The sequence below is a fragment of the Rhizobium sp. AN5 genome (genome assembly GCF_900215255.1).
GTDB lineage: Bacteria > Pseudomonadota > Alphaproteobacteria > Rhizobiales > Rhizobiaceae > Agrobacterium > Agrobacterium tumefaciens.
This window is the reverse complement of record NZ_OCMJ01000003.1, coordinates 793513-816967: the sequence shown is the minus strand read 5'-3', so window position 1 is coordinate 816967 and position 23455 is coordinate 793513. Positions and strand designations below refer to the sequence as shown.

Sequence of the window (23455 nt, the reverse complement as noted above, 5' to 3'; positions counted from 1 at the left end):
CCTGAAATGCGCAAGGCAATTATTAAAGAAGGGTTAATACCCACAGTTTTACGAAATCCGGTGATCGGCAAAAAAAGAGCCGCGAAAGCGGCTCTCAAGGTAAAACAGGGAGAAAAATCAGACCAATTCGCCGTATGGAGAAGATGCCTGAGGCCCAGAAGAACTGGACATGTATAGTGATCTCTCAGAAAGCTTAATTTTTGGTTAATGGTAAACGAAAGACTGCATCAGAATCGTTAATCTCGTTTGCCTTTGCGGCAGCAGCTTATCGAGTTAAGACTTGGCCGGAGGTTTTGCTGAAGGCCGCCGGTCAGGACCGGAAGAGGTTCTCTGCCGCGAGCCGGCCGGCAGACTTCCTTTTCCTCTCCTCTTCAAGCCGGGTGATTTCGGTTTGAAGAATGTCGATGCGGTTGCTCAGCTCGTCCACCGAAAGAAGGCTGAGATCGCTGCCGATCTCATGCGCTACCGGTTTTTGCGGACGGTCATCGTCCAAGAGGCTCATATGCCTGCTCCTTTTTCAACATGGTCGCCATCGTCCTCGGGATATTGCGGCGCGCGCGGGTCAAGCGCAATGCTTTCCGGTGTCACGAGCGGTGAGGGCGTTGTCGGCATCATCGTCGAAAAATTGTCCTTTTCGGCGTTCGAAAGGGTGGCGCGCTGACGGCTTCTGATGATGGCATAGGCCGTTATCAGCACATGGGCGACGGCCGTCACCAGGAACAGTGCATAGGGGCCGGAATAGGTCATGACCGCACCGCCGAGCGTCGGGCCGATGATGGTGCCGATGCCATAAAGTAGTAGCAGTCCACCGGAAACCTTGACGAAGTCTTCCGATGCCGCAAAGTCGTTGGCATGCGCCACGGCGATGGGATAAAGCGCGTTCGCGGCGGCGCCGTAAATGGCGATCATCGGAATGAGCACATAGACGTCATGCGGCTGCACGGCCGCCACGGCCAGGCCCGCAACCGCGCCAAGCCCCGCCAGTCCGGCAAGCACATAACGGCGGTCAATCCGGTCCGAAAGGCGGCCTGCAGGAAACTGGGCGAGTGCGCCGACGAAAATCGTGACGGAAACCATGATGGCGATCATGGTCGGATCAAGGCCCGCCCGCGCGCCGAAAACGGCGCCAAGCGTACCGTAAGCACCATTGGCGATGCCGATCATCAGGATACCGACGAAGGAGACCGGCGAATTCCGATAGAGGGCGGGTAAGTCCAGCTTCACCTTTTGCAAGGGCTGGGGACTGGCAGCCTTAGAAAGCGTGGCCGGCAGAATGGCGATGCAATAGATGATGCCGCAGATCATGAACAGCGAGCTATTGCTGATATCGCCCATCGGCACGATCATCTGCCCTGCCACGACGCCAAGCAGCGTTATGGCGATATAGAGCGAAAAGATCATGCCGCGGCTCTCATTGGTCGCGCGCTCGTTCAGCCAGCTCTCGATGATCATGGAAGTGCCGGCGGTGCAGAAGCCCGTAAGCGCGCGGAGCGTAATCCACCAGACATCATCGATAACGAGGCCGGTCATCAGCACGGTCAGGCAGACAAGCGCCACGAAGGAGGCAAATGCCCGCACATGCCCCGCACGGCGCACGATGGCGGGCGCCACAAAACAGCCAATGACGAAGCCTGCCGCCCAGGATGTGCCGAGAAAGCCCAGAATTTCATTGGAATAGCCTTCCGCCGAACCGCGCATGGGTAGCACGAGACCCTGAAGGCCGTTACCGAGAAAAAGAAACAGAGTGCTGGATAAAAGAGCGAATACGGGTAGAAGATTTCTGCTCATGAAGACACTCTCATGCGTTCGAACGTATGGTCGGCAGGCCATAAGACGGGGGTTACCCGAATGAGTTGCACTCTTCTGGTGAACGGTAAAAATGTCCAGCCTGTGACGATGCAGAAATAAAGAAAAGGCTCAATAAATGACAAAGGCGATCGGCCTTTTTTTACTGCTGGCGATGATTGTGCAGATCATCCGCCCCTTGGGCCTGCCAGGTCTCAAGAAAAGAGGCGATTGCTGGAAGATAGCGGTTGCCGCCTTCGTCATCTGGTCGGCGACGTTGCTTTTGCGCCCTTAAAGAAAAAGCCGCCCAAAGGGGCGGCTTCAATTTTTCTGAATGCCTGGGGGCTATGCCTCAGGCAGCCTTTTCGAGTTCCTGCTTCCAGTTGCCCTTGGCAGCCAGGGTGTTCATCATGGCGCGGTGTGTGAAAGCACGCTGGCCGGCGGCGACATTTTCCTGCTTGCCGCCCCAAGCCTTGAGTGCGGTGTCCTGAAGGGCGCGGCCGTATGAATAGGTCAGCGACCAGGGCAGGTCGTAACCGGCATTCATGGCGGACAAATGCGCCGTTGCCTCTTCGGAGGACTGGCCGCCGGAAAGGAAAGCGATGCCGGGAACGGCAGAAGGCACGGTCGCCTTCAGAACCTTCACGGTCTTTTCCGCCACTTCATCAACGGAAGCCTTGCGGGCATTCTTGCCGTCGATGATCATGTTCGGCTTGAGGATCATGCCTTCAAGGTTGACGCGGGCGTCGAACAGATCCGCGAACACGGTCTGGAGAACCCATTGCGTGACTTCCGCACAGCGATCGATATCGTGCGTACCGGGTTCGCCGTCCATCAGCACTTCTGGTTCCACGATCGGCACGATGTCTGCCTGCTGGCAGAGGGCAGCGTAACGGGCGAGCGACTGGGAGTTTGCCTTGATCGAACCCCAGCTCGGACGCTGATCACCGATGGTGATGACGCCGCGCCACTTGGCGAAACGCGCGCCGGCTTCATGGTATTTGCGCAGGCGCTCATACAGGCCGTCAAGGCCTTCGGTAATGAATTCACCCGGGTGGAAAGCCATCGGCTTGGCGCCGATATCCACCTTGATGCCCGGCAGGCTGCCGGCGGCCTTGATGATGTCCACGAACGGCGTACCGTCGGCGGCCTTCTGGAACAAGGTTTCTTCGTAAAGGATGACGCCGGAGATGCACTTCTTCATGGCGTCGTCGGAGCGGAACAGCATTTCGCGATAATCGCGGCGGGCGGTCTCGGTTGATTCCAGGTTGATGCTGTCGAAACGCTTCTTGATCGTTCCTGTGGATTCGTCGGCGGCGAGCAGGCCTTTGCCGTCTGCAACCATTTTGATTGCGATGTCTTCGAGACGTTCGGTCATTTGCTATTCTCCCAAGGCACAATAAATTCCCGATAACAGAAGTTCCAGGGCAGGGAAATGGCATGCTAACTCATTGAAACGATTGAAATCATTTCAATCGTTTGAAACTTTCCTCCCATGCGCACTTACCAAAAAACAAGGCCGGCCAAGCATCGCTTGTCCGGCCTCGTGTCAGGCAAGTGTGGGAAGTCTACTTGGCGGCGGTCAGGATGGCAACGCCCGGCAATTCCTTGCCTTCCATCCATTCGAGGAAGGCGCCGCCTGCCGTCGAGATATAGGTGAAATCGTCCGAGACTCCGGCATGGTTGAGTGCCGCGACCGTATCGCCGCCACCGGCGACGGAGACGAGCTTGCCGGCCTTCGTGCATTCGGCGGCATGTTTTGCGGCAGCAACGGTTGCCGCATCGAAGGGCTCGATTTCGAAGGCGCCAAGCGGGCCGTTCCAGACCAGCGTTTCCGCGCGCGAAATCCAGGCTTTGATGCTTTCGACCGATTTTGGGCCGACATCGAGAACCATGGCGTCAGAGGGAATGGCGTTGATATCGACGATTTCATTTGCCGCACCGGCCTTGAATTCGCGGGCAACCACGCCGTCTTCCGGCAGTACGATCGCACAGCCGGATGTCGCCGCCTCGATCATGATCTGTTTTGCGGTTTCGGCAAGGTCGTGCTCGCAGAGGGACTTACCGACTTGTGCGCCACGCGCGGCAAGGAAGGTGTTGGCCATGCCACCGCCGATGACGAGGGCATCGACCTTCTTGACGAGGTTCATCAGGAGATCGATCTTGCTGGAAACCTTGGCGCCGCCGACGATGGCGACGACCGGGCGAACAGGCTGGCCAAGGCCTTTTTCCAGCGCCTCAAGCTCGGCCTGCATGGTGCGACCGGCATAGGCGGGCAGATGACGCGCCAAGCCCTCGGTGGAAGCGTGCGCACGGTGCGCGGCAGAGAAGGCGTCGTTCACATAGATATCGCCATTGGCTGCCAGAGCCTCGACGAAGGCGGTGTCATTCTTCTCTTCGCCCTTGTGGAAGCGGGTGTTTTCCAGAAGCAGGATGTCGCCATCATTCATTTTCGCGACTGCGTCGGCTGCCGGCGCACCGATGCAATCGGCTGCGAAGAAAACGGCGTGATCCAGCACTTCCTCGACCGCAGGCACGATCTGGGATAGCGACATGTCGGCGACCGGTTCACCCTTGGGGCGACCGAAATGGGCGAGCAGAATGACTTTTGCGCCTTTTTCGGAAAGCTCCAGAATGGTCGGTGCAACCCGCTCGATACGGGTCCTGTCCGTCACTTTGCCATCCGCAACCGGCACGTTGAGATCAACACGGACAAGGACGCGCTTTCCGGCAATATCGTTAAGGTCATCGATGGTCTTGAAGGCGGGCATAGGTCGATCCTGATTTCGTTGCGAGTTCGGGACGGACCATACTATGCCTGATTGCCGACGCAAGCCGGTCAGGCCTCATTTTCTCTTGCCCCGTCTGAAGGCGCGGAAATGCCCTTGCCGACATCGGTGGAACCCGACTGGCGCCGTTGCGCCAGATACGCGCGCACGCGGCGGAGAATTTCCGAAAAGCTGATAAAGATCGGCAGGCCGATAGCCGGTTCGACCGGCTCAAGCGAAATTCCGATCCCGGTAATCGCCTCATGTTCGTCCAGCGCCCGAACGATGAGAACGATGGAACCGAGGCGCACCCGGTCGGCATAATCTGCCTTGCCAGAAAGGCGGGCCTCGATCAGTTCCGCGATGCTCATGGCATGCTCGTTTGCCGAAATAAGACCGGGGCCGTAGGCGGCGTCAAGCTCCGTGGCCGGACGCGCGGGAGAGATTGCAAAGATTCCGAAGAAATCGGCGTCGTCATCCGCAACCGGCAGGGCGCTTGCAAACAGCCGGTCGATCAGCCGCGTATAACCGGGCGCGATAAAAAGATAGACGAGATCATTTTCGCGAAGGCGCCCGGCATATTGGTAGCGGATAGATTTGCCGTCGCGCACTACGAGCGAGGGCATCGCCCAGCGGGGAATACGCTCGCCCTGCATGATGGCGCTGCCTTTGGCCACGCGGTAGGAAATCAGTTCGTGATTGGCAGTGCCGGGAAGGTCCACTTCCAGCTTGTCGACATCACCCATGCGCGGCGGCACGATCAGCCCGAGCCGTGTTGCCACCGGCTTGATGGTCCAACCTTGCAGCAGAAGCGACACGAGCACTATGATGAAGGCGGCATTGAAATAGATTTGCGCATCGTCCAGCCCGCCAAGAATGGGCATGATGGCGAGCAAGATGGAAACCGCTCCACGAAGGCCCACCCATGCCACGAAGGAGGTTTCCTGCTGGGTATAGTTGAAGGGCATGAGGCTGAGCCACACCGCAAGCGGGCGGGCGACGAAGATCAGGAAAAGTGCAAGCAGCACGGCCGGAATGGCAATCGCTGGAAATTGCGATGGCGTTGCCAGAAGGCCGAGCATCAGGAACATGATGATCTGGGCAAGCCAGGTGAGCCCCTCATGGAAACGGCGGATGGTCTCCTTGGCGAAAATCCGGCGGTTGCCGGCAACGATGCCCGCCACATAGACCGCAAGAAATCCGCTGCCGCCAATGGCGCCGGTGAAGGAGAAGACCAGCAGGGCAAGAGCCAGCACGAAGATCGGCGCCAGCCCGCGGTCGGCAGCGAAACGGTTGACGACTGTGGCGATCATGACGCCGCCGAGCAGGCCGAAAATAACACCGAGACCCATTTCCTCGACGAACAGCAGCAGGAAGCCGGTGTCGATGCCGGCCAGTCCCTGTCCCTTGGCGATGATCTCTACCAGCGCGACGGTGAGGAAAATCGCCATGGGATCATTGGTGCCGGATTCGACCTCAAGCGTTGAGCGCACCTGATCGCGGATATGAATGCCGCCGATGCGCAAGAGGAAGAATACGGCTGCCGCATCCGTGGAGGCGACGATGGCGCCGAGCAGCAGGCCTTCCAGCCACGACAGTCCGAGCAGCAGAGCGGCAGCGCCTGCGAAAAACACGGATGTGAGGATGACGCCGACGGTGGCGAGGGCGACGGCGGGCGCTGCCGAAAGCCGGAAGGATTGTATCGACGTACCGAAACCGGAATCAAAAAGGATGACGGCGAGAACGAGCGAGCCGAGCATATAGGCCAGCGGATTGTTGGTGAACTGGATACCGAGGCCATCCACGCCTGCCGCAAGGCCAATCATCAGGAAGAGCAGCAGAAGAGGTGCGCCGAACCGGAAGGCGATGAGGCTTGAGAACGCTGCGACGAGAACCAGAACAGTTGCCACCAGCAACAGAAGATAAAATGATTCCACGTCCACCGCCTCTTTCAAACCGCGCTGGCCGTCGCAATCAATGCCCTGCACGTTTGCAGTCAATGCGCCACGGGTTGCGGTCTGTCAGCGCTGTTGTGGGTGGCGATGAAAGGCGACGCAAGGCGGGGTGTATCGAATGATACGGCAGGGCCGAAGTGCATTGCGCACGACCGTTGTCCCTGTTCTTCTTGTCCGTTTCAAAGTGGACCAGACGAAGGCAGGAAATGGGATTTTTTTCGGCGCGCGGGCGAAACGTTCATGGCGGGCAGCGCTGTGGACGTTCCGCGCAAACAATTCGCATGCCGGCGTTTCGACGTAACATAGAGACAATGCCGCTACGTTAGTTGTCGCGTCCGAGTTGCTTTCACCATGACCGGAGCGATCGGATGAAACGGAAATCCATTACTATATTTATTGCCTTGCTGGCGGTCGGCCCAATTGTTTCGGGCTGTTCGAGCACGGAACAGACGGCTGAAAACATGGCCGCGCAACGCGAGCGTTGCCAGGTGTTTGGTTACCCTGAAGGTTCGCGTGATTTCGCTGACTGCATGATGAAGCTTTCCATGCAGCAGAGCGATTTGAGGCAACAGACTTTCGATACGATCTGGAGCGGTAGCAGTTCGGATCAAATTATCATCAACAACAAGAAATAACGGGTGGTGTGGTTCATCAGACTTGGTCGGCTTGGTCTCATGCGCCTCTTGCCGGGCGATGGTTTTCGATCCGAAGCGCCCCGCCTTGCTTCAGGATCGATGCCGGCGGGTCCCTCGCCCCGCCGGCAATTTTTTGGCAAAGAAAAACCGGCAGGATTGCGCCTGCCGGTTTTTCTGATCGCGAACCGTAATTCCTGTTCAGATGGTCTTCGCAAATGCGACGGCCGTATCCGACATGCGGTTGGAGAAGCCCCACTCGTTGTCGTACCAGGAAAGAACGCGCACGAACTTGCCTTCCATGACCTTGGTCTGGTCGATCGCGAAGATCGAGGAGTGGCTGTCGTGGTTGAAGTCGCGGGAGACCAAAGGCTCTTCGGTGTAGCCGAGAATGCCCTTCAGCTTGCCGTTGGAAGCGGACTTGATCGCTTCGTTGACTTCCTCAACCGTCGTGTCGCGCTTGGCGATGAACTTGAAGTCGACGACCGAAACGTTCGGGGTCGGAACGCGGATCGACGTGCCGTCCAGCTTGCCCTTGAGGTGCGGCAGAACGAGGCCAACGGCCTTGGCTGCACCCGTCGAGGTCGGGATCATGGAAAGGGCTGCGGCGCGGGCGCGGTACAGATCCTTGTGCATGGTGTCCAGCGTCGGCTGGTCGCCCGTGTAGGAGTGGATCGTCGTCATGAAGCCATGATCGATGCCAACGACGTCATCGAGAACCTTCACAACAGGCACGAGGCAGTTGGTGGTGCAGGAAGCGTTGGAAATGACCAGATGGTCCTTCGTCAGCTGATCGTCGTTGACGCCGAAGACGACCGTGAGGTCAGCGCCGTCAGCAGGAGCGGAAACGATGACGCGCTTGGCGCCTGCCGTCAGGTGGGCAGCGGCCTTGTCGCGGGCGGTGAAGATGCCGGTGCACTCGAGCGCGATGTCGACACCCAGTTCCTTGTGCGGCAGCGTTGCCGGATCGCGAACGGCCGTAACCTTGATCGGCTTGCCGCCGCCAACGATGATCGTGTCGCCTTCGACCTTCACATCTGCCGGGAACTTGCCGTGGATCGAATCGTAGCGCAGCAGGTGGGCGTTGGTTTCAACCGGGCCGAGGTCGTTGATGGCAACGACTTCGATATCGGTGCGGCCGGATTCGACGATGGCACGCAGAACATTGCGGCCGATGCGGCCAAAGCCGTTAATGGCAACTTTTACAGTCATTTACAGTCTCCCGAACAAGATATGTGCTTGGTCTTTGCGGAATGTGAGGGCTTGGGAAGCCCTCATGCAAGTTTTGCCTCGACTGCGGCGACGACAGCTTCCGCCGTGATGCCGAAGTGCTTGAAGAGATCCTTCGCCGGCGCGGACGCACCAAAGGAATGCATGCCGACGAAAGCGCCGTCGGAGCCGATGAAGTAATCCCAGCCCTGGCGGATGGCGGCTTCCACCGCAATTTTGACCGGAGCCTTGCCGATAATGGCGTTGCGGTAGGTTTCCGGCTGTTCCTTGAAGAGCTCGAAGCAGGGAACGGAAACGACGCGGGCGGAAACGCCCTTGTCCTTCAGCGTCGCTGCGGCCTTGAGGGCTACTTCCACTTCCGAGCCGGATGCAAAGATTGAAACCTTGGCATCGCTTGCGGATACGAGTTCGTAGGCGCCGTAAGCGGAAAGGTTCTTTTCTTCGTATTCCTTGCGCGAAGGCGCAAGGTTCTGGCGGGTGAGCGCCAGCGCCGAAGGACGATGCTTCTGCTCAAGCGCCAGCTGCCAGCATTCCGCCGTCTCGGTTTCATCCGCCGGGCGGAAGACGAGCAGGTTCGGGATGGCGCGCAGCGCGGCGATCTGCTCCACCGGCTGGTGGGTCGGGCCGTCTTCGCCGACGCCGATGGAATCATGCGTCAGAACGTGGACGACGCGGATGCCCATCAGGGCAGCCAGACGGATCGACGGACGGCAATAGTCCGAGAAGATCAGGAAGCCGCCGGCGTAAGGGATCAGGCCGCCATGGAGCGTGATGCCGTTCATCGCCGCCGCCATGCCGTGCTCGCGGATACCGTAATGCAGGTACCGGCCGGAGAAGTCCGTCGGCGTGATGGACTTCATCTGGCTGGTCTTGGTGTTGTTGGACGGCGTCAGGTCGGCCGAGCCGCCGATCATTTCCGGCAGGATACCGTTGATGACTTCGAGCGCATCTTCGGAAGCCTTGCGGGTGGCGACGGTCGGGTTGTTCTCGATGATCTTCTTCTTGAAGGCATCGATCGCGCTGTCGAAGTTGCCGGGCAGATCGCCGGCGAAGCGGCGCTTGAATTCGGCCTTCTTGCCGGCTTCAGTGGCTTCGAGACGGGCTTCCCAGTCCTGACGGGTCTTGGTGGAGCGCAGGCCGGCGAGACGCCATGCATCCAGAACGTCTTCCGGAATGACGAAAGCTTCGGCTTCCCAGTTGAGGCTCTTGCGGGCGGCGGCGATTTCTTCGGCGCCCAGCGGGTTGCCGTGAACCTTGTGGGTGCCCTGCTTGTTGGGTGCGCCGAAACCGATCACGGTCTTGCAGGCGATGAAGGTCGGGCGGTCGGATTTATGTGCAGCTTCGATCGCGGCGGCAATCGCATCCGGATCATGGCCGTCGACGCGGATGGTGTTCCAGTGAACGGCCTGGAAGCGGGCGATCTGGTCGGTGCTGTCGGAAAGGCCAACTTCACCGTCGATGGTGATGTTGTTGTCATCCCAGAACAGAACGAGCTTGTTGAGCTTCAGGTGGCCGGCAAGCGCGATGGCTTCATGGCTGATGCCTTCCATGAGGCAGCCGTCGCCACACAGCACATAGGTGAAGTGGTTCTGCAGGTCGGAGCCGAATTCTTCTTCCAGTTTGCGTTCGGCGATTGCCATGCCGACGGCGTTGGCGATGCCCTGGCCGAGCGGGCCGGTCGTCGTTTCGATGCCGGTCGCGTGGCCATATTCGGGATGGCCGGCGGTCTTGGAGCCGAACTGACGGAAACGCTTGATCTCGTCGATCGTCATGTCCTCGTAGCCCGTCAAATAGAGCAGCGAGTAAAGCAACATCGAACCATGGCCCGCAGACAGCACGAAGCGGTCACGATCCGGCCACAGCGAGCTCTTGGGATCGAACTTCAAAAAGCGGGTGAAAAGAACAGTGGCGACATCAGCTGCGCCCATCGGCAGGCCGGGATGGCCGGAGTTGGCCTTCTCTACTGCATCCATGGCAAGAAAGCGGATTGCATTGGCCATCCGGTCGTGTTTGTCGCGAGAAATCATGGCTTTTCCGTCTGTTTCCGGGTGAAGGGAGATAGTTTTACGCAACTATCCAAAAAGCGGGTTGATCCATAGCAGGTGAGGCAGGCAAGTCAATAAATCCACGGGCAATTGCGGTTCTCTCAAGGATAAAAATCGTTTAGCAAAACGGGTGTCTCGAGAAAAATCGTGCGATATGTGTCGCCGTTTCCTCGTTCATCCACAGAGCAAAACGCCTCAATGCACTGGTTTGATTGACGGGATGATAAATCGGGTAATAACCTCTTGGATGTTGAAAAGGCCTGAAACCGGACGATTCGGCCGGTTACTTGCGAGTTGGAAAAAACGATGTCGGCTGAGAAGACCGTACAATCTGCGGTGACGGAGCTGAGCGCTGCCATCACAAATCTCGAAAATGCCATCGATATGCGTATCGAACGGCAAAGGGAGACGGGCGAAATCGATAACGAGGTCAAGCGGGTCCATGTCGATCGCGCAAGGCTTGCGCACGAGCTGGACCAGGCCGAGTTTCGCGCCAACCGTCTCGAAGAAGTCAACCGCGAGGTTTCCCGCCGTCTGGTGACGGCGATGGAGACTATTCGCGCGGTGCTGGATCGATAGGGAGCGGTTTCATGGCGCAAGTTACTGTTATGATCGACGGCAAGGCCTACCGCATGGCTTGCGAGGCAGGGCAGGAAGAGCACCTGACCGATCTCGCTACCCGTTTTGACCGTTATGTCGGGCATCTAAAGAGCCAGTTCGGCGAAATCGGCGATCTGCGCTTGACCGTCATGTCGGGCATCATGGTGATGGACGAACTTTCCGAACTCAACCGCAAGATCGAAAAGCTGGAGGGGGAAATCGCGTCCCTTTCTCGCAACCGCGACGGTATGGCCGAACACAAGGCAAGATCGGACGAGATGGTCGCCGTTGCCATCAGCCATCTGGCCGACCGTCTGAACGGTATTACCGAAAAACTCCTGGCGCGGCCAAAGCCTGCGGCGCATTGATCGCCGGCAAAGCTTTCCAGCAGCAAAATTCCTTCGTGGCCCTCTGGTGGTTTGGTTGGATACGTCCTATATCTAAGAAGCGTTCTGCGCTTCCCGACAGGAACCACAATCCCTGGGGCCATACTCGATCCAAAGGGAGCTGTCCCTGGCCAGTCCCGTGGGGCTGGACACATGGCGCCCACCTACATTTGTAGGCACCCAGGATCGTAAATCTCCATCGGTCGCCGTGGATCGCACTTGAAGTTTCGGGTCACTCCCCGATTCTTCTTCTGACTCATATAGTGTCGACAGTTATTTTTCATTGCTGCCGGAGACGGCTTTTTTATACTGCTGTCATTGCAATGGCGGAACAATTCCCTATTATCTCAATTGGTATGTCTGTCATGCCCTTTTTTTTGAAAGAGGGCGCTGCGGCCAAAACCGCGACGTGCCGTTCAACAGCCCAAAGAGCTAAACTTGTTTACTGAAATTATGATCGTGGTCCTGCTCACCGTATTGAACGGTGTGCTTGCCATGTCCGAGCTTGCCGTTGTCTCCTCCAGACCGGCGAGGCTCAAGGTGCTTGCCGCGCACGGCAGCAAGGGCGCCACGATGGCGCTCGGTCTTTCCGAAAATCCCGGACGCTTTCTTTCCACGGTGCAGATCGGCATCACGCTGGTCGGCGTTCTCTCCGGTGCGTTTTCCGGTGCCACCCTCGGCGCCCGGTTCACGGCGTGGCTGTTGGTGCAGGGCGTTCCCGATCGGGTTGCCGATGCGCTGGGCGTGGGCTCCGTGGTCGTCGCCATCACCTACCTGTCGCTTATCGTCGGCGAACTGGTGCCAAAGCAGATTGCGCTGCGCGATCCGGAAAAGATCGCTGCCCGTGTTGCACCCACCATGGTGATGCTCTCCAAGGTCGGCGCGCCGCTGGTCTGGTTTCTCGACAAATCCGGCAAGGCCATCCTTGCGCTTCTCGGCCATAGCGGCACGTCCAATGCATCGGTCACGGATGACGAAATCCGCACGGTTCTGGCGGAAGCTCATAGCGCCGGCGTGATCGAAACCGAGGAATCGGCGATGATCACCAGTGTCATGCGCCTTGCCGACCGTAATGCCCGTGGCCTGATGACGCCGCGCCGCGACGTTGAAGTCGTCGATATTGAAGACAGTGCGGAAGAAATCCGTGGTCAGCTTCGGGAAACGCAGCGTTCCCGCCTGCCTGTGCGCAACGGCGCTTCCGATGAAATTCTGGGCGTGCTTTTTGCCAAGGACGCTTTCGATGCGCTGGCATCCGGCAAGGAACTGAACGTGCGCGAGCTTCTGCGCGAAGTTCCCGTCGTCTCGGATCTGACGAGCGCTGTCGATGTCATCCAGTCATTGCGCCGCTCCACCGTGCATATGGTGCTGGTCTATGACGAATACGGCCATTTCGAAGGTATCGTCAGCTCTGGCGACGTTCTGGAGGCAATCACCGGTGCCTTCCAGGAAGACAATGACGAGGAGCCAGCGATCGTCGAGCGCGAGGACGGTTCGTTCCTCGTTGCCGGCTGGATGCCCGCCGATGAGTTCGCTTACCGCATGGGCTTCCAGATCGACGAAGACGCCGAGTTCGAGACCGTTGCCGGTCTGGTGCTTGACGAGTTCCGTCGCCTGCCGGAACTGGGCGAACACATTACCCGCAACGGCTGGCGTTTTGAGGTCATAGACCTCGATGGACACCGTATCGACAAGGTGCTCGTGAGCCGGGCTGCCTGATGTCCGGCGACATCGCCGAAAAAGCAAGGCTGCGCGGCGAAAGGCTTGCCGCGCGTGATGCGTTGACACAAGCCGAGCGTCAGCAAAAAAGCGAGGCGATGACGGCATATGGTGCATCTGCCATTCCGTTCTCCCCAGGTGCCGTTATTTCCGGTTTCATGCCCATCCGCTCAGAGGCCGATATTCGACCGTTGATGGAGGCACTGCGGACAAGAGGCGGGCGCCTCGCCCTTCCCGTTGTGCTGAACCGGGAGACCATCGTTTTCCGCGCCTTTGATGCGGATGCACCGCTGGTGAAGACGGGCTTCGGCACGACCGGTCCGGCAGAGGACGCGGAGGTTCTCGATCCGGATATTCTGCTCGTCCCGCTTTCCGTCTTTGACGGGCAGGGTCAGCGTATCGGTTACGGCGCAGGTCATTATGACCGCGCGATTGCGAGATTGCACGGCAAAGGCCGAGCACCCGTTCTCATCGGCGTCGCATTTGATTGTCAGGAAGTGCCATCTGTGCCGGCGGAGCCGCATGACGTGCCGCTTCAGGCGGTTCTGACGGAGAGTGGCCTGCGCTGGTTTTCGGCGTCGCCGTTGATGACCGGTGGGAAAAAGGCGCTTTAGCACTTTTTAAAAGATGGATTACCCGTTAGAGGGGACGGAATTTAGGAACATGCGCAAGATCGGGGCGGGTGAATGAGGCTTCTTTTTCTCGGAGATATGGTTGGCAAGACCGGACGCACGGCTGTCTGGGACAGGTTGCCCGGGCTTGTTTCCGATCTGAAGCTCGATTTCGTCATCGTTAATGGCGAAAACGCCGCCGGTGGTTTCGGCATCACCGAGGATATCTATCTCGAAACCATCAATGCCGGTGCGGATGTGGTGACGACCGGCAACCATGTCTGGGACCAGAAGGAGGCCGTTTCCTTCTGCGAGCGCCATGACCAGTTCCTGCGGCCAGCCAATTATCCCGATGGTACGCCGGGCAAGGGCTCGGGCATTTTTTACGCCCGCAACGGCGCGCGTGTGCTTGTCGCCAACATCATGGGCCGGGTCTTCATGCATCCGGAACTGGACGATCCCTTCAAATCGGCGGAGAACATTCTCGCTGCCTGCCCGCTGAAGGAGCAGGCCGACGCCATCATCTTCGATTTCCACGCGGAAGCGACGAGCGAAAAACAGTGTTTCGGTCATTTCGTTGATGGACGCGCAAGCTTCGTCGTCGGCACCCACACCCATGTTCCGACTGCTGACGCCCAGATCTTGAACGGTGGCACGGCCTATATGTCGGATGCCGGCATGTGCGGTGACTACGACAGCTCGCTTGGCATGGAAAAGGAAGAGCCGATCAACCGCTTCATTTCCAAAATGCCGAAGGGCCGTTTCGAAGCCGCCAGTGGACCTGCGACGATCTGCGGCGTCGGCGTCGAGATTTCCGACCGGACCGGCCTTGCGGAAAAGATCGCACCGCTGCGAATTGGCCCGAGGCTCTCCGAAACCCTCCCGTCCTTCTGGGCGTGAGCTTTCGGCTTCTCGCGCTCATCACCCGTTCACAATGACGAGATCGTGAGCGTTCCGCCGCTGTTGGCGCTGGACGCCCTGCAAAACCTGCCTCATCCTCCTTTCTTCGCAAGTTCGAGGGAGTGGCATGATGCTGCGCGTGCTAATGCTTGCAATGGCCGGACTGGTTGCGTGTGCGGGAGCGGCCTTTTCCCAGGCTGGAAGCCGCCCTCCCGTCAGCCAGTGCCAGGCAATCGCCCGCAACATTCCCGGCGTCTTGTTCGCCAGCTTCAAACCGGCAGGTGCCCAGCTGGCGCAGGCCACGGCTAAGGAAGAGGTGAAGATCAGCTTCATCGGCCATTCCACCTATCTCATCGAAAGTCCTGGCGGCGTGACGATCGCCACAGATTATAATGGCGTCTATCGCCCACCGGTCATGCCGACAGTGGTGACGATGAACCGGGCGCATATGACGCATTTCACTCTCAGTCCGGATCCGGCCATTCAACATGTGCTGCACGGTTGGAGCGATACGCCCGGGGACAAGGCCGAGCACAAGCTTCTGGTCGGTGATGTCTATATCCGCAACGTCGCGACCGACATTCGCAACCGCTGGGGCGATTACGAATCCTTTCAGGAAAACGGCAATTCCATTTTCATCTTCGAGGTTGCGGGGCTGTGTATCGGCCATCTTGGTCATCTGCATCACGAACTGACGGACAAGCATTATGCCGAAATCGGCCGTCTGGATGTGCTGATGGTTCCAGTGGATGGCGGTTTGACGATGGGGGCCGACAGCATGAGCCGCGTGGTCAAGCGCCTGCGCTCCGCACTGATCTTGCCCATGCACCGCACCGGGCCGCCGTTGGAGCAGTTTCTGACGATGTTTGGGGAAAGCTTCCAGATTGCCTACGCAAAAGATGCGATCATCCGGGTCTCAATGAGAAACCTTCCCCGCCAGCCGCAGATACTGGTGCCAAAAGGCATGTAGTACAGCGACCGGCGAGGAAAGTCGGGGGAGTCAGTATCTCAGGCGAAGGCTAGGTGCTGGCGAACGCCGACATCAGGCATTTTATCGTCGGACATATTGGCCTTGGCGATTTCCCAGCCGAATTTCAACGTGCTGTCAGTTGAGGCCCAGATTTCCGCGTCGTCAACATGAAGCGCAAGCATCGTCAGTTGCGGATCGCTCTTACCGTGCTCGTACCAGGCTGCGGTGACGGAGTTCCAGTATTCTTCGATCTTTGTCTTGTCGTCGCGCGCCTCGAGCACACCCGAGAGGCAGGCGTGATAATCATGGTCCTTGCCGACGACACAAAAATGCGCCCGCGAACCCGGCTTCAGCGTTTTGACGAGATCGGTGTCTTTCTTGGAGAAAAACCAGATCGTGTTGGTCTTCGGGTCGGCGTGCGGTGCCATCGGCTGCATATGATTGTGCAGACCCTCGAGGCCAAGCATGCCGGCATGGACCGAATTGACCTCATCCCAGAGCTGGCGGGCAGGGTTTTCTCTTGCTTCAGTCAGGCTGACCATGTGTTTCCTCCGTTGGGTTTGCTGCGGCGACCGGGAGGGTGAAAAATGTCCCGCTCTTCCGCTTTCATTGTCAAAACGAAAAGCGGATAAATCAGTTCCTTATATTCTTGCGGCTAAGAGAAAGCGCTTGCGGGCTTGAACGGCGGGCATATCGCACTTATAAGGCCCGCAATCTCCAAATTAAGACAATCAGGTTTTCCATGGCTGGTCATTCACAGTTCAAGAACATCATGCACCGCAAGGGCAAGCAGGACTCCGTTCGGTCCAAAATGTTTTCCAAGCTTGCGCGTGAAATCACCGTTGCGGCAAAGGCGGGCATGCCCGACCCGAACATGAACGCGCGCCTGCGTCTGGCCATCCAGAACGCCAAGGCCCAGTCCATGCCGAAGGACAATATCGAGCGCGCGATCAAGAAAGCTTCCGGTGCAGACAGCGAAAACTACGATGAGGTCCGTTACGAGGGTTACGGCCCGGGTGGCGTCGCCGTCGTCGTCGAGGCCTTGACCGACAACCGCAACCGCACCGCCTCCAACGTCCGCTCCATCTTCACCAAGGCTGGTGGCGCACTCGGCGAAACCGGATCGGTTTCCTTCTCCTTCGACCGCGTCGGTGAGATCACTTACAAGGCCGAAGTCGGCGATGCCGACAAGGTCATGGAAGCGGCTATCGAAGCTGGTGCCGACGATGTCGAATCTTCTGAGGACGGTCACACCATCATCTGCGGTTTCGAGGCGATGAACGAGGTTTCCAAGGCGCTGGAAGGCGTGCTCGGCGAAGCTGAAAGCGTCAAGGCCATCTGGAAGCCGCAGAACACGGTGCCGGTGGATGAGGAAAAGGCGCAGTCGCTGATGAAGCTCATCGACAATCTCGAAGACGATGACGACGTGCAGAGCGTCTATTCCAACTTCGAAGTTTCCGAAGAAATTCTCGCCAAGCTTTCCGCCTGACGGTTCAGATTTAAAAAAAAGCCCCGACAGCGTTATCGCTCCGGGGCTTTTTGTTTAGGCGGCCTTCCTGATGGAGGTCCGCACATCGGCGAAGATCTCCACGGATCGCAGCCGTTTTTCGATATTGTGGATGGGCATCGAGACGATCAGTTCGTCGGCTTGAGTTTCAGCAAGAAAGCCGTCGAGATGGCGTCCGATCGTTTCTGGCGAACCGACGGCCGCGAAACGCAACGTATGTTCCACCGAGAAACGCTCCATTTCGTTCCAGTAGTCGTCCATGCTGTCGACCGGTTTGGGGAACGGGACGCGTACATTGCGACGCAGGTTGACGAATTGCTGCTGCGACGAGGTAAAGAGATATTGTGCCTCCTCGTCCGTTTCGGCACCCACACCCATCACCCCCACCATTACATAGGGTTTGTCCAGCGTCGCGGATGGCTGGAAGCGCTCGCGATAGATATGGATCGATTCCATCAGCATATCCGGCGCAAAATGCGATGCGAATGAATAGGGCAGGCCGAGTGCCGCCGCCAGATGCGCGCTATAGGTGCTTGAGCCAAGCAACCAGAGGGGCACGTTCGAATTCATGCCGGGCACGGCAAGGATCGCCTGATCCTGCTGGGGCTGGCCAAGGTATTGCTGGAGCTCGATTATGTCGTGCGGGAAGTTCTCTGCACCGGCATCAAGATTGCGGCGCAGCGCCCTTGCCGTCCGCATATCGGTTCCCGGCGCGCGGCCAAGCCCGAGATCGACCCGGCCAGGCAACAGCGCCGCCAGCGTGCCGAATTGTTCAGCGATGACGAGCGGGGAGTGGTTAGGCAGCATGATGCCGCCTGAGCCGACGCGAATATGTTTCGTGGCGGCACCAACATGGGCGATGACGAGCGATGTGGCTGCGCTCGCAATACCCGGCATGCCATGGTGTTCCGCAAGCCAGATGCGGTTGTAACCGTGGTCTTCAGCCTTGATCGCCATGCGGCGAGAATTTTCAAGCGCCTGGCTGACGCTCTCGCCTTCGCCGATTGGCGAAAGGTCGAGAATGGAAAAGGGGATCATCCAACGCTCCTACACAAATTCTGTCTTTGATGCGGATGTAAGGCGCGTGTCCCGATTTACCATAGAAGTCGTGCAGAATTGAAGGATGGTTCAAAAAAATTGGGGCCTCGAAAGAAGCCCCTTTTTCATTTTTTCATCCCGCTCGACGAAATTGCCGGGTTTCGCGATATCCCGTTTGTTCTCGGTCGGGAGCGAGCACGAATTGTCCGAGCCTGCCGTCCATTTCTCCCGCCTCGGAAGCGAGATTGTGAATGGCTGCCGTCGTCTCTTCCACCATGGCGGCGTTCTGTTGGGTCATGGTGTCGAGACTGGTGACGGTGCTGTTGATTTCCGCAAGCGTATGCGCCTCCTCGCGGGTGGATTCCATGATCTCTTCGATGCGGGAACTGATGGTCTGCACGTGCTTGCCGATGCCGGTCAGCGAGGCGCCCGCCTTTTCGACCAGTGCTACGCCGGTGGAAACCTCGTCGGTGGAGCGCTTCAGCAGGCTGGTGATTTCTTTTGCGGCGGCGGCCGAGCGTTGTGCCAGCTCGCGCACCTCCTGCGCCACAACGGCAAAACCCTTGCCGGCCTCGCCCGCGCGCGCGGCTTCCACACCTGCGTTCAGGGCGAGAAGGTTGGTCTGGAAGGCGATTTCATCGATAACGCCGATGATCTGGTTGATCTGGCGCGACGAGGTCTGGATCGCTTCCATGGCGGCGATGGTCTGCTCCATGACGTGGCTGGACGCAGTGGCTTGCGTACTGGCGTCGCGGGCGATCCGTGTTGCCTGTTCGGCGCGTTCGATCTGGTCGCGGACGGCTTCGGTGATTGCCTTGATGGCGCTTGCCGTCTCGGTAATGGAGGCGGCCTGCCGTTCGGTGCGCTCAGCGAGCTGGTCTGCACCTACCCGCATTTCCTCCGAGCCGCCGCGAACGGCGGCGGAATTGCCGCCGATAGCCTGCATGGTCTCGCTGAGCCTTGCAAGCGCCGTATTGAAGTTGTGGCGCAGGCTTTCAAGATCGTCTGGGAAGACGGTCTCAATGCGATAGGCGAGATTGCCGTTTGCCAGTCGATCCAGCCCTTCGTCAAGAGAACGCACGACCATTTGCAGCGTGCCGGCCTCGGCCTCCCGTTCCGCAAGATGTGCGCGGCGTGCCGTTTCGGCTTCCTCGCGCGTGCGGGACGTGGTCGCTTCCATTTCCCGCTGCAAAATGAGTTTTTCGCGGAAACTGCCAAGCGCGCGCGCCATGCGGCCGATCTCGTCCTTACGGTCCTGATTGCCGATCTCGGCATCGAGACGGCCTGCCGCCACTTCGCCGGTCAGACCAGCCAGCTTCTCCAGCGGTGCGAACAGGCGCCGTGCAAAAAAAGCGGTTGCCGCGCACATGGCTGCCAGAACGCAAAGGCCGATGACGGCTAGCGTGCCGGCAATCGAAATGGAGCCAGCGTTCAACTCGCTGCGCAACATGCTTTCCACCGCGAGGTATTTTTCACCGGCAAACGAGAAGGCGCGGGCATAGGCATTGGCTTCGCCGTCCGGACGGTCGATCTTGGCAATCGTCATACCGGTCGAGTTCAGGGCTTGTGCATGGAAGCCATAGATTGCCGGATCAAGGCTGACGAGCCCGTTGCCGTTCACGCCCAGAACCTTGCCATCGGCGGAAACGATCGCGGATTGTTCGGAGCTGCCGGCGGAGATGCCTTTCGCGAGGATCTGGCTGAAAACCTCTTGTTTGACGCGGAAAAGAACGATGCCCTTGAACGCACCGAATTTGACTACCGGAATGCCGAAATAGATGCCGGCCTCTTTGGTTGCGGCGTCGATGCGCAGGCCGGAGAAACTCGTCTGCGCCACGTCGTTCAAGGCTTTTCCTGCGTTGGTGGCTCCGCGCGCAAAAGCAGCCCCAAGGCCGCTATCCGCCCAGGCGCCACCCGTGACGGTTTCCCCGAAAGCCGGTCCCTTCAGATAGGAGTAATAAACCGTGCCGGCCGGATCGATGAAGAGAACATCGCTGAATGGGGTTCCCTTGAGGTAGCCGCCGATATCCGTCTGGGTTTTTTCATGGGTGGAATAATAAAAGCCGCTCGGATTCTCGGGCTTGATGAGCTTTTCTTTTTCGCCGTAGGGGTTTTCCTTGACGAAGACGCGTTGCAGTTCCGCTTTTGCGTCGCCGGAACTCTTCTGCACGGTGCCCCAGCCGCTGCGCATGGAAACTACCGCCATTTGCAGGGATTCGATCTTGGCGATGGAATCCGCCTGCGTTTCAAGCTGCTCAAGGCGTTCCTGCAGCATATCGCCCCTGAAGACGAGAATGCTCTCCATGGATTTCGACGCCTGTTCCTCGAGAACACCGCTGCTGCTTTGATAGCCGAGAAGCGTGAGAGCCCCGGTCGAGATCGTCATCAGCGCAAGGAAAATCACGAGCACTTTGGTGGATATGGAATGAAAACGGTTCAGCATGGCCGATGCAGCCCTCAATGCCGTATCGCTTCCCGCACCATGCATTGATGGCGCCACCGGATGGCTGATATGGCGAAAATATTGCGCTGCGGATCATCATGTCCGCAACTCCCCTTTTTTGATTTTGTGCGGGAACAATGCGGTACGCGGTTTAAGCAGAGGTAAATGCAGCACTGCAAATTTGATCAATGTTGTCGTTTTGTTCACTTATCGCTGGCAGGGTCGCAGCCGAAAAGATAGGGTGGCTTATGCAAAAGACGATTCGAATCATCGGTATCGACCCCGGGTTGCGGCGCACCGGATGGGGTGTCATCGAAACCTTCGGCAACAGCCTTCGGTTTGTCGCGTCCGGCACGGTGACATCGGATGGTGATATGGATCTCGCCTCCCGCCTGTGCCAGCTGCATGATGGGCTGGCGGATACCGTTCACAGCTATCAGCCCGATGAGGCGGCGGTGGAGCAGACTTTCGTGAACAAGGACGCTGTCGCCACGCTGAAGCTCGGTCAGGCGCGCGGCATTGCCATGCTTGTCCCGGCGCGGGCAGGGTTGCCTGTTTTCGAATATGCGCCGAACGCGGTCAAAAAAGCCGTCATTGGTGTTGGGCACGGCGAAAAGCAGCAAATCCACATGATGCTGAAAATCCTGATGCCGAAAGCAGAATTCAAGGGTAACGATGCGGCGGACGCCTTGGCGATCGCAATCTGCCACGCCCATAATCGCGGCGGCGACAGGATGGCGCGGCTGTTGGCGGCCGGTTGAATATTGAAGTCTCATTGCAGCGGGCGGCATCATGATCGGAAAACTTAAAGGCACCATCGAGGAAATCGGCACGGATTACGTGCTGGTGGATGTGCACGGCGTTTGTTACGTCGCCTATTGCTCGGCGCGCACACTCTCAAAAATAGGTTCCGCTGGTGAAGCGGTCGTCCTCTTCATCGAAACCTATGTGCGCGAAGACCAGCTGAGGCTGTTCGGCTTTTTGTCGGCACTTGAGCGGGAATGGTTCAATCTGCTGCAGAGCGTGCAGGGGGTCGGTTCGAAAGTGGCGCTGGCCGTCTTGTCTACCCTGTCGCCTTCTGAACTCGCCAATGCGATAGCGCTGCAGGACAAGGTGATGATTTCGCGTGCGCCGGGCGTAGGGCCGAAGGTGGCGGTGCGCCTCGTTACCGAGCTTCGCAACAAGGCGCCTGCCTTTGCAGGAGAAGCTTCGGCTTCCATCGGGCTCAAGCAGGAACTTGGCGAGGGTGTCGCCTCCGCGCCGGTGGCGGATGCCGTCTCGGCGCTCACCAATCTCGGCTATTCACGCGATCAGGCCGCAAATGCCGTTGCGGCCGCGCTGAAGAACGGCGGGGAGGGCGGCGACAGTGCCAAACTCATCCGGCTCGGCCTGCGCGAACTTTCACGCTAAGCTGCGCGCAGCAAGCGAACGAAGCCGGGTGCGATGCTGAATTTCGTGAAGCGCCTTCATGCGACAGTCGTGATATAGCGGCGAAGACCATCTCTTGAATTGGTTTAGAACAATGGAATGCCCTCTATGAGCGATGCGGACAGACTGATTTCGGCGGACAAGCGCGGTGAAGATATCGACACCACCATGCGCCCGCAGTCGCTGGACGATTTTACCGGCCAGGCCGAGGCTCGCGCCAATCTCAAGGTGTTTATCGAGGCCGCAAAGAACCGTGGCGAGGCGCTGGACCATGTGTTGTTCGTCGGGCCTCCCGGTCTCGGCAAAACCACGCTGGCGCAGATCATGGCCAAGGAGCTTGGCGTCAACTTCAAGTCCACCTCCGGACCAGTGATCGCCAAGGCTGGCGACCTTGCCGCACTTTTGACCAATCTCGAGGAGCGCGATGTGCTCTTCATCGATGAAATCCACCGTCTCAACCCGGCAGTCGAGGAAATTCTCTATCCGGCGATGGAGGATTTCCAGCTCGACCTTATCATCGGTGAGGGGCCTGCGGCCCGCTCGGTAAAGATCGATCTTTCCAAATTCACCCTCGTTGCCGCGACCACGCGTCTCGGTTTGCTGACAACGCCGCTGCGCGACCGCTTCGGCATTCCTGTCCGTCTGGCCTTCTACACTGTCGATGAGCTGGAACTGATTGTTCGGCGCGGCGCGCGGCTGATGGGTCTGAACATGACCGACGATGGCGCACGCGAGATAGCAAGGCGTGCACGCGGCACACCGCGCATTGCCGGACGGCTCTTGCGCCGGGTTCGCGATTTCGCTGAGGTGGCACGGGCGGAAGCCGTCACCCGTGAGATTGCCGACGAAGCGCTGACGCGGTTGCTTGTCGACAAAATGGGTCTCGATCAGCTGGACATGCGTTATCTGACCATGATCGCGGTCAATTTCGGCGGCGGCCCTGTTGGTATCGAGACCATCGCCGCTGGCTTGTCGGAGCCGCGTGATGCGATCGAAGACATCATAGAACCCTATATGATCCAGCAGGGTTTCATCCAGCGCACGCCGCGCGGCCGCGTTCTGACCGGCACTGCCTGGAAACATCTGGGCATGCAGCCTCCTAAAGATCTCGAGGCGGCGCAATTCCGGCTGACGCTGGAAGAGGATTGAGGGAACAAGCCCGGCGCCTTCGCATTTGATTTTCTTTGGTCAGGAAATGATGATGTCCGGATATCGCAAGGGTACGAAGGTTCGCTGGAAATGGGGCAACGGAACCGGCGAAGGAAAAATCGTCGAGACGTTTACTGATGATGTCGAAAAAACGATTTCCGGTTCCACGATAAAGCGCAAGGCCAGCAAGGACGAACCCGCTTATCTTATCGAGCAGGAAGATGGCGCGAAGGTTCTGAAGAGCAAGTCCGAGCTTGAACACGTCGATTGAAAAGCGCCGTTATCAGGCGCC

Annotated in this window: 23 protein-coding genes and 1 other RNA gene; 14 read left to right on the top strand and 10 right to left on the bottom strand. The window is 58.5% G+C overall.

What is annotated here, in order from left to right; genetic code table 11:
• Positions 1 to 310: 310 nt before the first annotated feature.
• The gene (locus CRP02_RS07165) at positions 311 to 502 is read right to left on the bottom strand and encodes a DUF1192 domain-containing protein (protein ID WP_003511418.1); all 192 of its coding nucleotides are present in this window, start codon (positions 500 to 502) and stop codon (positions 311 to 313) included.
• Complete coding sequence (locus tag CRP02_RS07160) at positions 499 to 1788, bottom strand: MFS transporter (RefSeq protein WP_003511417.1); 1290 nt, start codon at positions 1786 to 1788, stop codon at positions 499 to 501. Before CRP02_RS07160 ends, CRP02_RS07165 begins: the two co-directional genes overlap by 4 nt.
• Before the next feature lie 136 nt (positions 1789 to 1924).
• Here CRP02_RS07160 and CRP02_RS27480 point away from each other — a divergent pair, with 136 nt between their 5' ends.
• Positions 1925 to 2080, top strand: a complete 156-nt coding sequence (locus CRP02_RS27480; protein WP_013761835.1) for a hypothetical protein — start codon at positions 1925 to 1927, stop codon at positions 2078 to 2080.
• A 57-nt stretch (positions 2081 to 2137) separates the two neighbouring features.
• Here CRP02_RS27480 and CRP02_RS07155 read toward each other — a convergent pair whose 3' ends face one another.
• The 3 genes from CRP02_RS07155 to CRP02_RS07145 all read right to left on the bottom strand — a co-directional run bounded on the left by CRP02_RS07155 (position 2138) and on the right by CRP02_RS07145 (position 6490).
• Positions 2138 to 3163 carry a class I fructose-bisphosphate aldolase gene (locus CRP02_RS07155; RefSeq protein WP_003511414.1) on the bottom strand — a complete coding sequence of 342 codons (1026 nt, stop codon included), beginning with the start codon at positions 3161 to 3163 and terminating at the stop codon, positions 2138 to 2140.
• Between the two features lie 190 nt (positions 3164 to 3353).
• Positions 3354 to 4556, bottom strand: coding sequence for a phosphoglycerate kinase (locus CRP02_RS07150; protein WP_097170663.1), 1203 nt, complete (start codon positions 4554 to 4556; stop codon positions 3354 to 3356).
• Positions 4557 to 4624: 68 nt separating this feature from the next.
• Positions 4625 to 6490, bottom strand: a complete 1866-nt coding sequence (locus CRP02_RS07145) for a potassium/proton antiporter (RefSeq protein WP_097171282.1) — start codon at positions 6488 to 6490, stop codon at positions 4625 to 4627.
• 386 nt (positions 6491 to 6876) lie between these two features.
• Here CRP02_RS07145 and CRP02_RS07135 point away from each other — a divergent pair, with 386 nt between their 5' ends.
• On the top strand, positions 6877 to 7143 hold the full coding sequence (locus tag CRP02_RS07135; RefSeq protein WP_097170661.1) for a hypothetical protein: 267 nt from the start codon (positions 6877 to 6879) through the stop codon (positions 7141 to 7143).
• A 198-nt stretch (positions 7144 to 7341) separates the two neighbouring features.
• Here the strand turns inward: CRP02_RS07135 and gap are convergent, their stop codons facing one another.
• Together gap and tkt are read right to left on the bottom strand one after the other, a co-directional pair.
• Positions 7342 to 8352: a type I glyceraldehyde-3-phosphate dehydrogenase gene (gene gap / locus CRP02_RS07130; RefSeq protein WP_003511409.1), complete on the bottom strand. Its 1011-nt coding sequence runs from the start codon at positions 8350 to 8352 to the stop codon at positions 7342 to 7344.
• A 62-nt stretch (positions 8353 to 8414) separates the two neighbouring features.
• Positions 8415 to 10397: a transketolase gene (tkt, locus tag CRP02_RS07125; RefSeq protein WP_097099916.1), complete on the bottom strand. Its 1983-nt coding sequence runs from the start codon at positions 10395 to 10397 to the stop codon at positions 8415 to 8417.
• A 324-nt stretch (positions 10398 to 10721) separates the two neighbouring features.
• Here tkt and CRP02_RS07120 point away from each other — a divergent pair, with 324 nt between their 5' ends.
• From CRP02_RS07120 to CRP02_RS07085, 7 genes are all read left to right on the top strand, one after another.
• Positions 10722 to 10994 (top strand): DUF4164 domain-containing protein, encoded by a 273-nt coding sequence (locus CRP02_RS07120; RefSeq protein WP_003511407.1) that lies wholly within the window; start codon positions 10722 to 10724, stop codon positions 10992 to 10994.
• A gap of 11 nt (positions 10995 to 11005) precedes the next feature.
• The gene (locus CRP02_RS07115) at positions 11006 to 11383 is read left to right on the top strand and encodes a cell division protein ZapA (protein WP_097170660.1); all 378 of its coding nucleotides are present in this window, start codon (positions 11006 to 11008) and stop codon (positions 11381 to 11383) included.
• 78 nt (positions 11384 to 11461) lie between these two features.
• Positions 11462 to 11620: non-coding RNA, 6S RNA (gene ssrS / locus CRP02_RS07110), on the top strand.
• A 234-nt stretch (positions 11621 to 11854) separates the two neighbouring features.
• Positions 11855 to 13117 carry a hemolysin family protein gene (locus CRP02_RS07100; RefSeq protein ID WP_179783996.1) on the top strand — a complete coding sequence of 421 codons (1263 nt, stop codon included), beginning with the start codon at positions 11855 to 11857 and terminating at the stop codon, positions 13115 to 13117.
• Positions 13117 to 13731, top strand: a complete 615-nt coding sequence (locus CRP02_RS07095) for a 5-formyltetrahydrofolate cyclo-ligase (protein ID WP_097170658.1) — start codon at positions 13117 to 13119, stop codon at positions 13729 to 13731. Before CRP02_RS07100 ends, CRP02_RS07095 begins: the two co-directional genes overlap by 1 nt.
• A 72-nt stretch (positions 13732 to 13803) precedes the next feature.
• Positions 13804 to 14628 (top strand): TIGR00282 family metallophosphoesterase, encoded by an 825-nt coding sequence (locus CRP02_RS07090; protein WP_013761826.1) that lies wholly within the window; start codon positions 13804 to 13806, stop codon positions 14626 to 14628.
• 127 nt (positions 14629 to 14755) lie between these two features.
• The gene (locus CRP02_RS07085; protein WP_097170657.1) at positions 14756 to 15598 is read left to right on the top strand and encodes an MBL fold metallo-hydrolase; all 843 of its coding nucleotides are present in this window, start codon (positions 14756 to 14758) and stop codon (positions 15596 to 15598) included.
• A gap of 38 nt (positions 15599 to 15636) precedes the next feature.
• Here the strand turns inward: CRP02_RS07085 and CRP02_RS07080 are convergent, their stop codons facing one another.
• Positions 15637 to 16140, bottom strand: coding sequence for a pyridoxamine 5'-phosphate oxidase family protein (locus CRP02_RS07080; RefSeq protein ID WP_097170656.1), 504 nt, complete (start codon positions 16138 to 16140; stop codon positions 15637 to 15639).
• A 200-nt stretch (positions 16141 to 16340) separates the two neighbouring features.
• Between CRP02_RS07080 and CRP02_RS07075 the strand changes: the two genes are divergently transcribed.
• Positions 16341 to 17087: a YebC/PmpR family DNA-binding transcriptional regulator gene (locus tag CRP02_RS07075; RefSeq protein WP_003497595.1), complete on the top strand. Its 747-nt coding sequence runs from the start codon at positions 16341 to 16343 to the stop codon at positions 17085 to 17087.
• Positions 17088 to 17141: 54 nt separating this feature from the next.
• Here the strand turns inward: CRP02_RS07075 and CRP02_RS07070 are convergent, their stop codons facing one another.
• Both CRP02_RS07070 and CRP02_RS07065 read right to left on the bottom strand, forming a co-directional pair.
• Positions 17142 to 18143, bottom strand: coding sequence for an LLM class flavin-dependent oxidoreductase (locus CRP02_RS07070; protein WP_097170655.1), 1002 nt, complete (start codon positions 18141 to 18143; stop codon positions 17142 to 17144).
• A gap of 133 nt (positions 18144 to 18276) precedes the next feature.
• Positions 18277 to 20586, bottom strand: a complete 2310-nt coding sequence (locus CRP02_RS07065; RefSeq protein WP_097170654.1) for a methyl-accepting chemotaxis protein — start codon at positions 20584 to 20586, stop codon at positions 18277 to 18279.
• 248 nt (positions 20587 to 20834) lie between these two features.
• On the opposite strand from CRP02_RS07065, the gene ruvC reads away from it, so the two are divergent.
• The 4 genes from ruvC (at position 20835) to CRP02_RS07045 (ending at position 23434) form a co-directional block, all read left to right on the top strand.
• Positions 20835 to 21347: a crossover junction endodeoxyribonuclease RuvC gene (ruvC, locus tag CRP02_RS07060; protein WP_003511398.1), complete on the top strand. Its 513-nt coding sequence runs from the start codon at positions 20835 to 20837 to the stop codon at positions 21345 to 21347.
• A 31-nt stretch (positions 21348 to 21378) separates the two neighbouring features.
• Complete coding sequence (ruvA, locus tag CRP02_RS07055; protein WP_003511397.1) at positions 21379 to 21996, top strand: Holliday junction branch migration protein RuvA; 618 nt, start codon at positions 21379 to 21381, stop codon at positions 21994 to 21996.
• A gap of 126 nt (positions 21997 to 22122) precedes the next feature.
• Positions 22123 to 23163, top strand: coding sequence for a Holliday junction branch migration DNA helicase RuvB (gene ruvB, locus CRP02_RS07050; protein WP_003511396.1), 1041 nt, complete (start codon positions 22123 to 22125; stop codon positions 23161 to 23163).
• A 52-nt stretch (positions 23164 to 23215) separates the two neighbouring features.
• Positions 23216 to 23434, top strand: coding sequence for a DUF2945 domain-containing protein (locus CRP02_RS07045; RefSeq protein WP_075807662.1), 219 nt, complete (start codon positions 23216 to 23218; stop codon positions 23432 to 23434).
• Positions 23435 to 23455 lie beyond the last annotated feature (21 nt).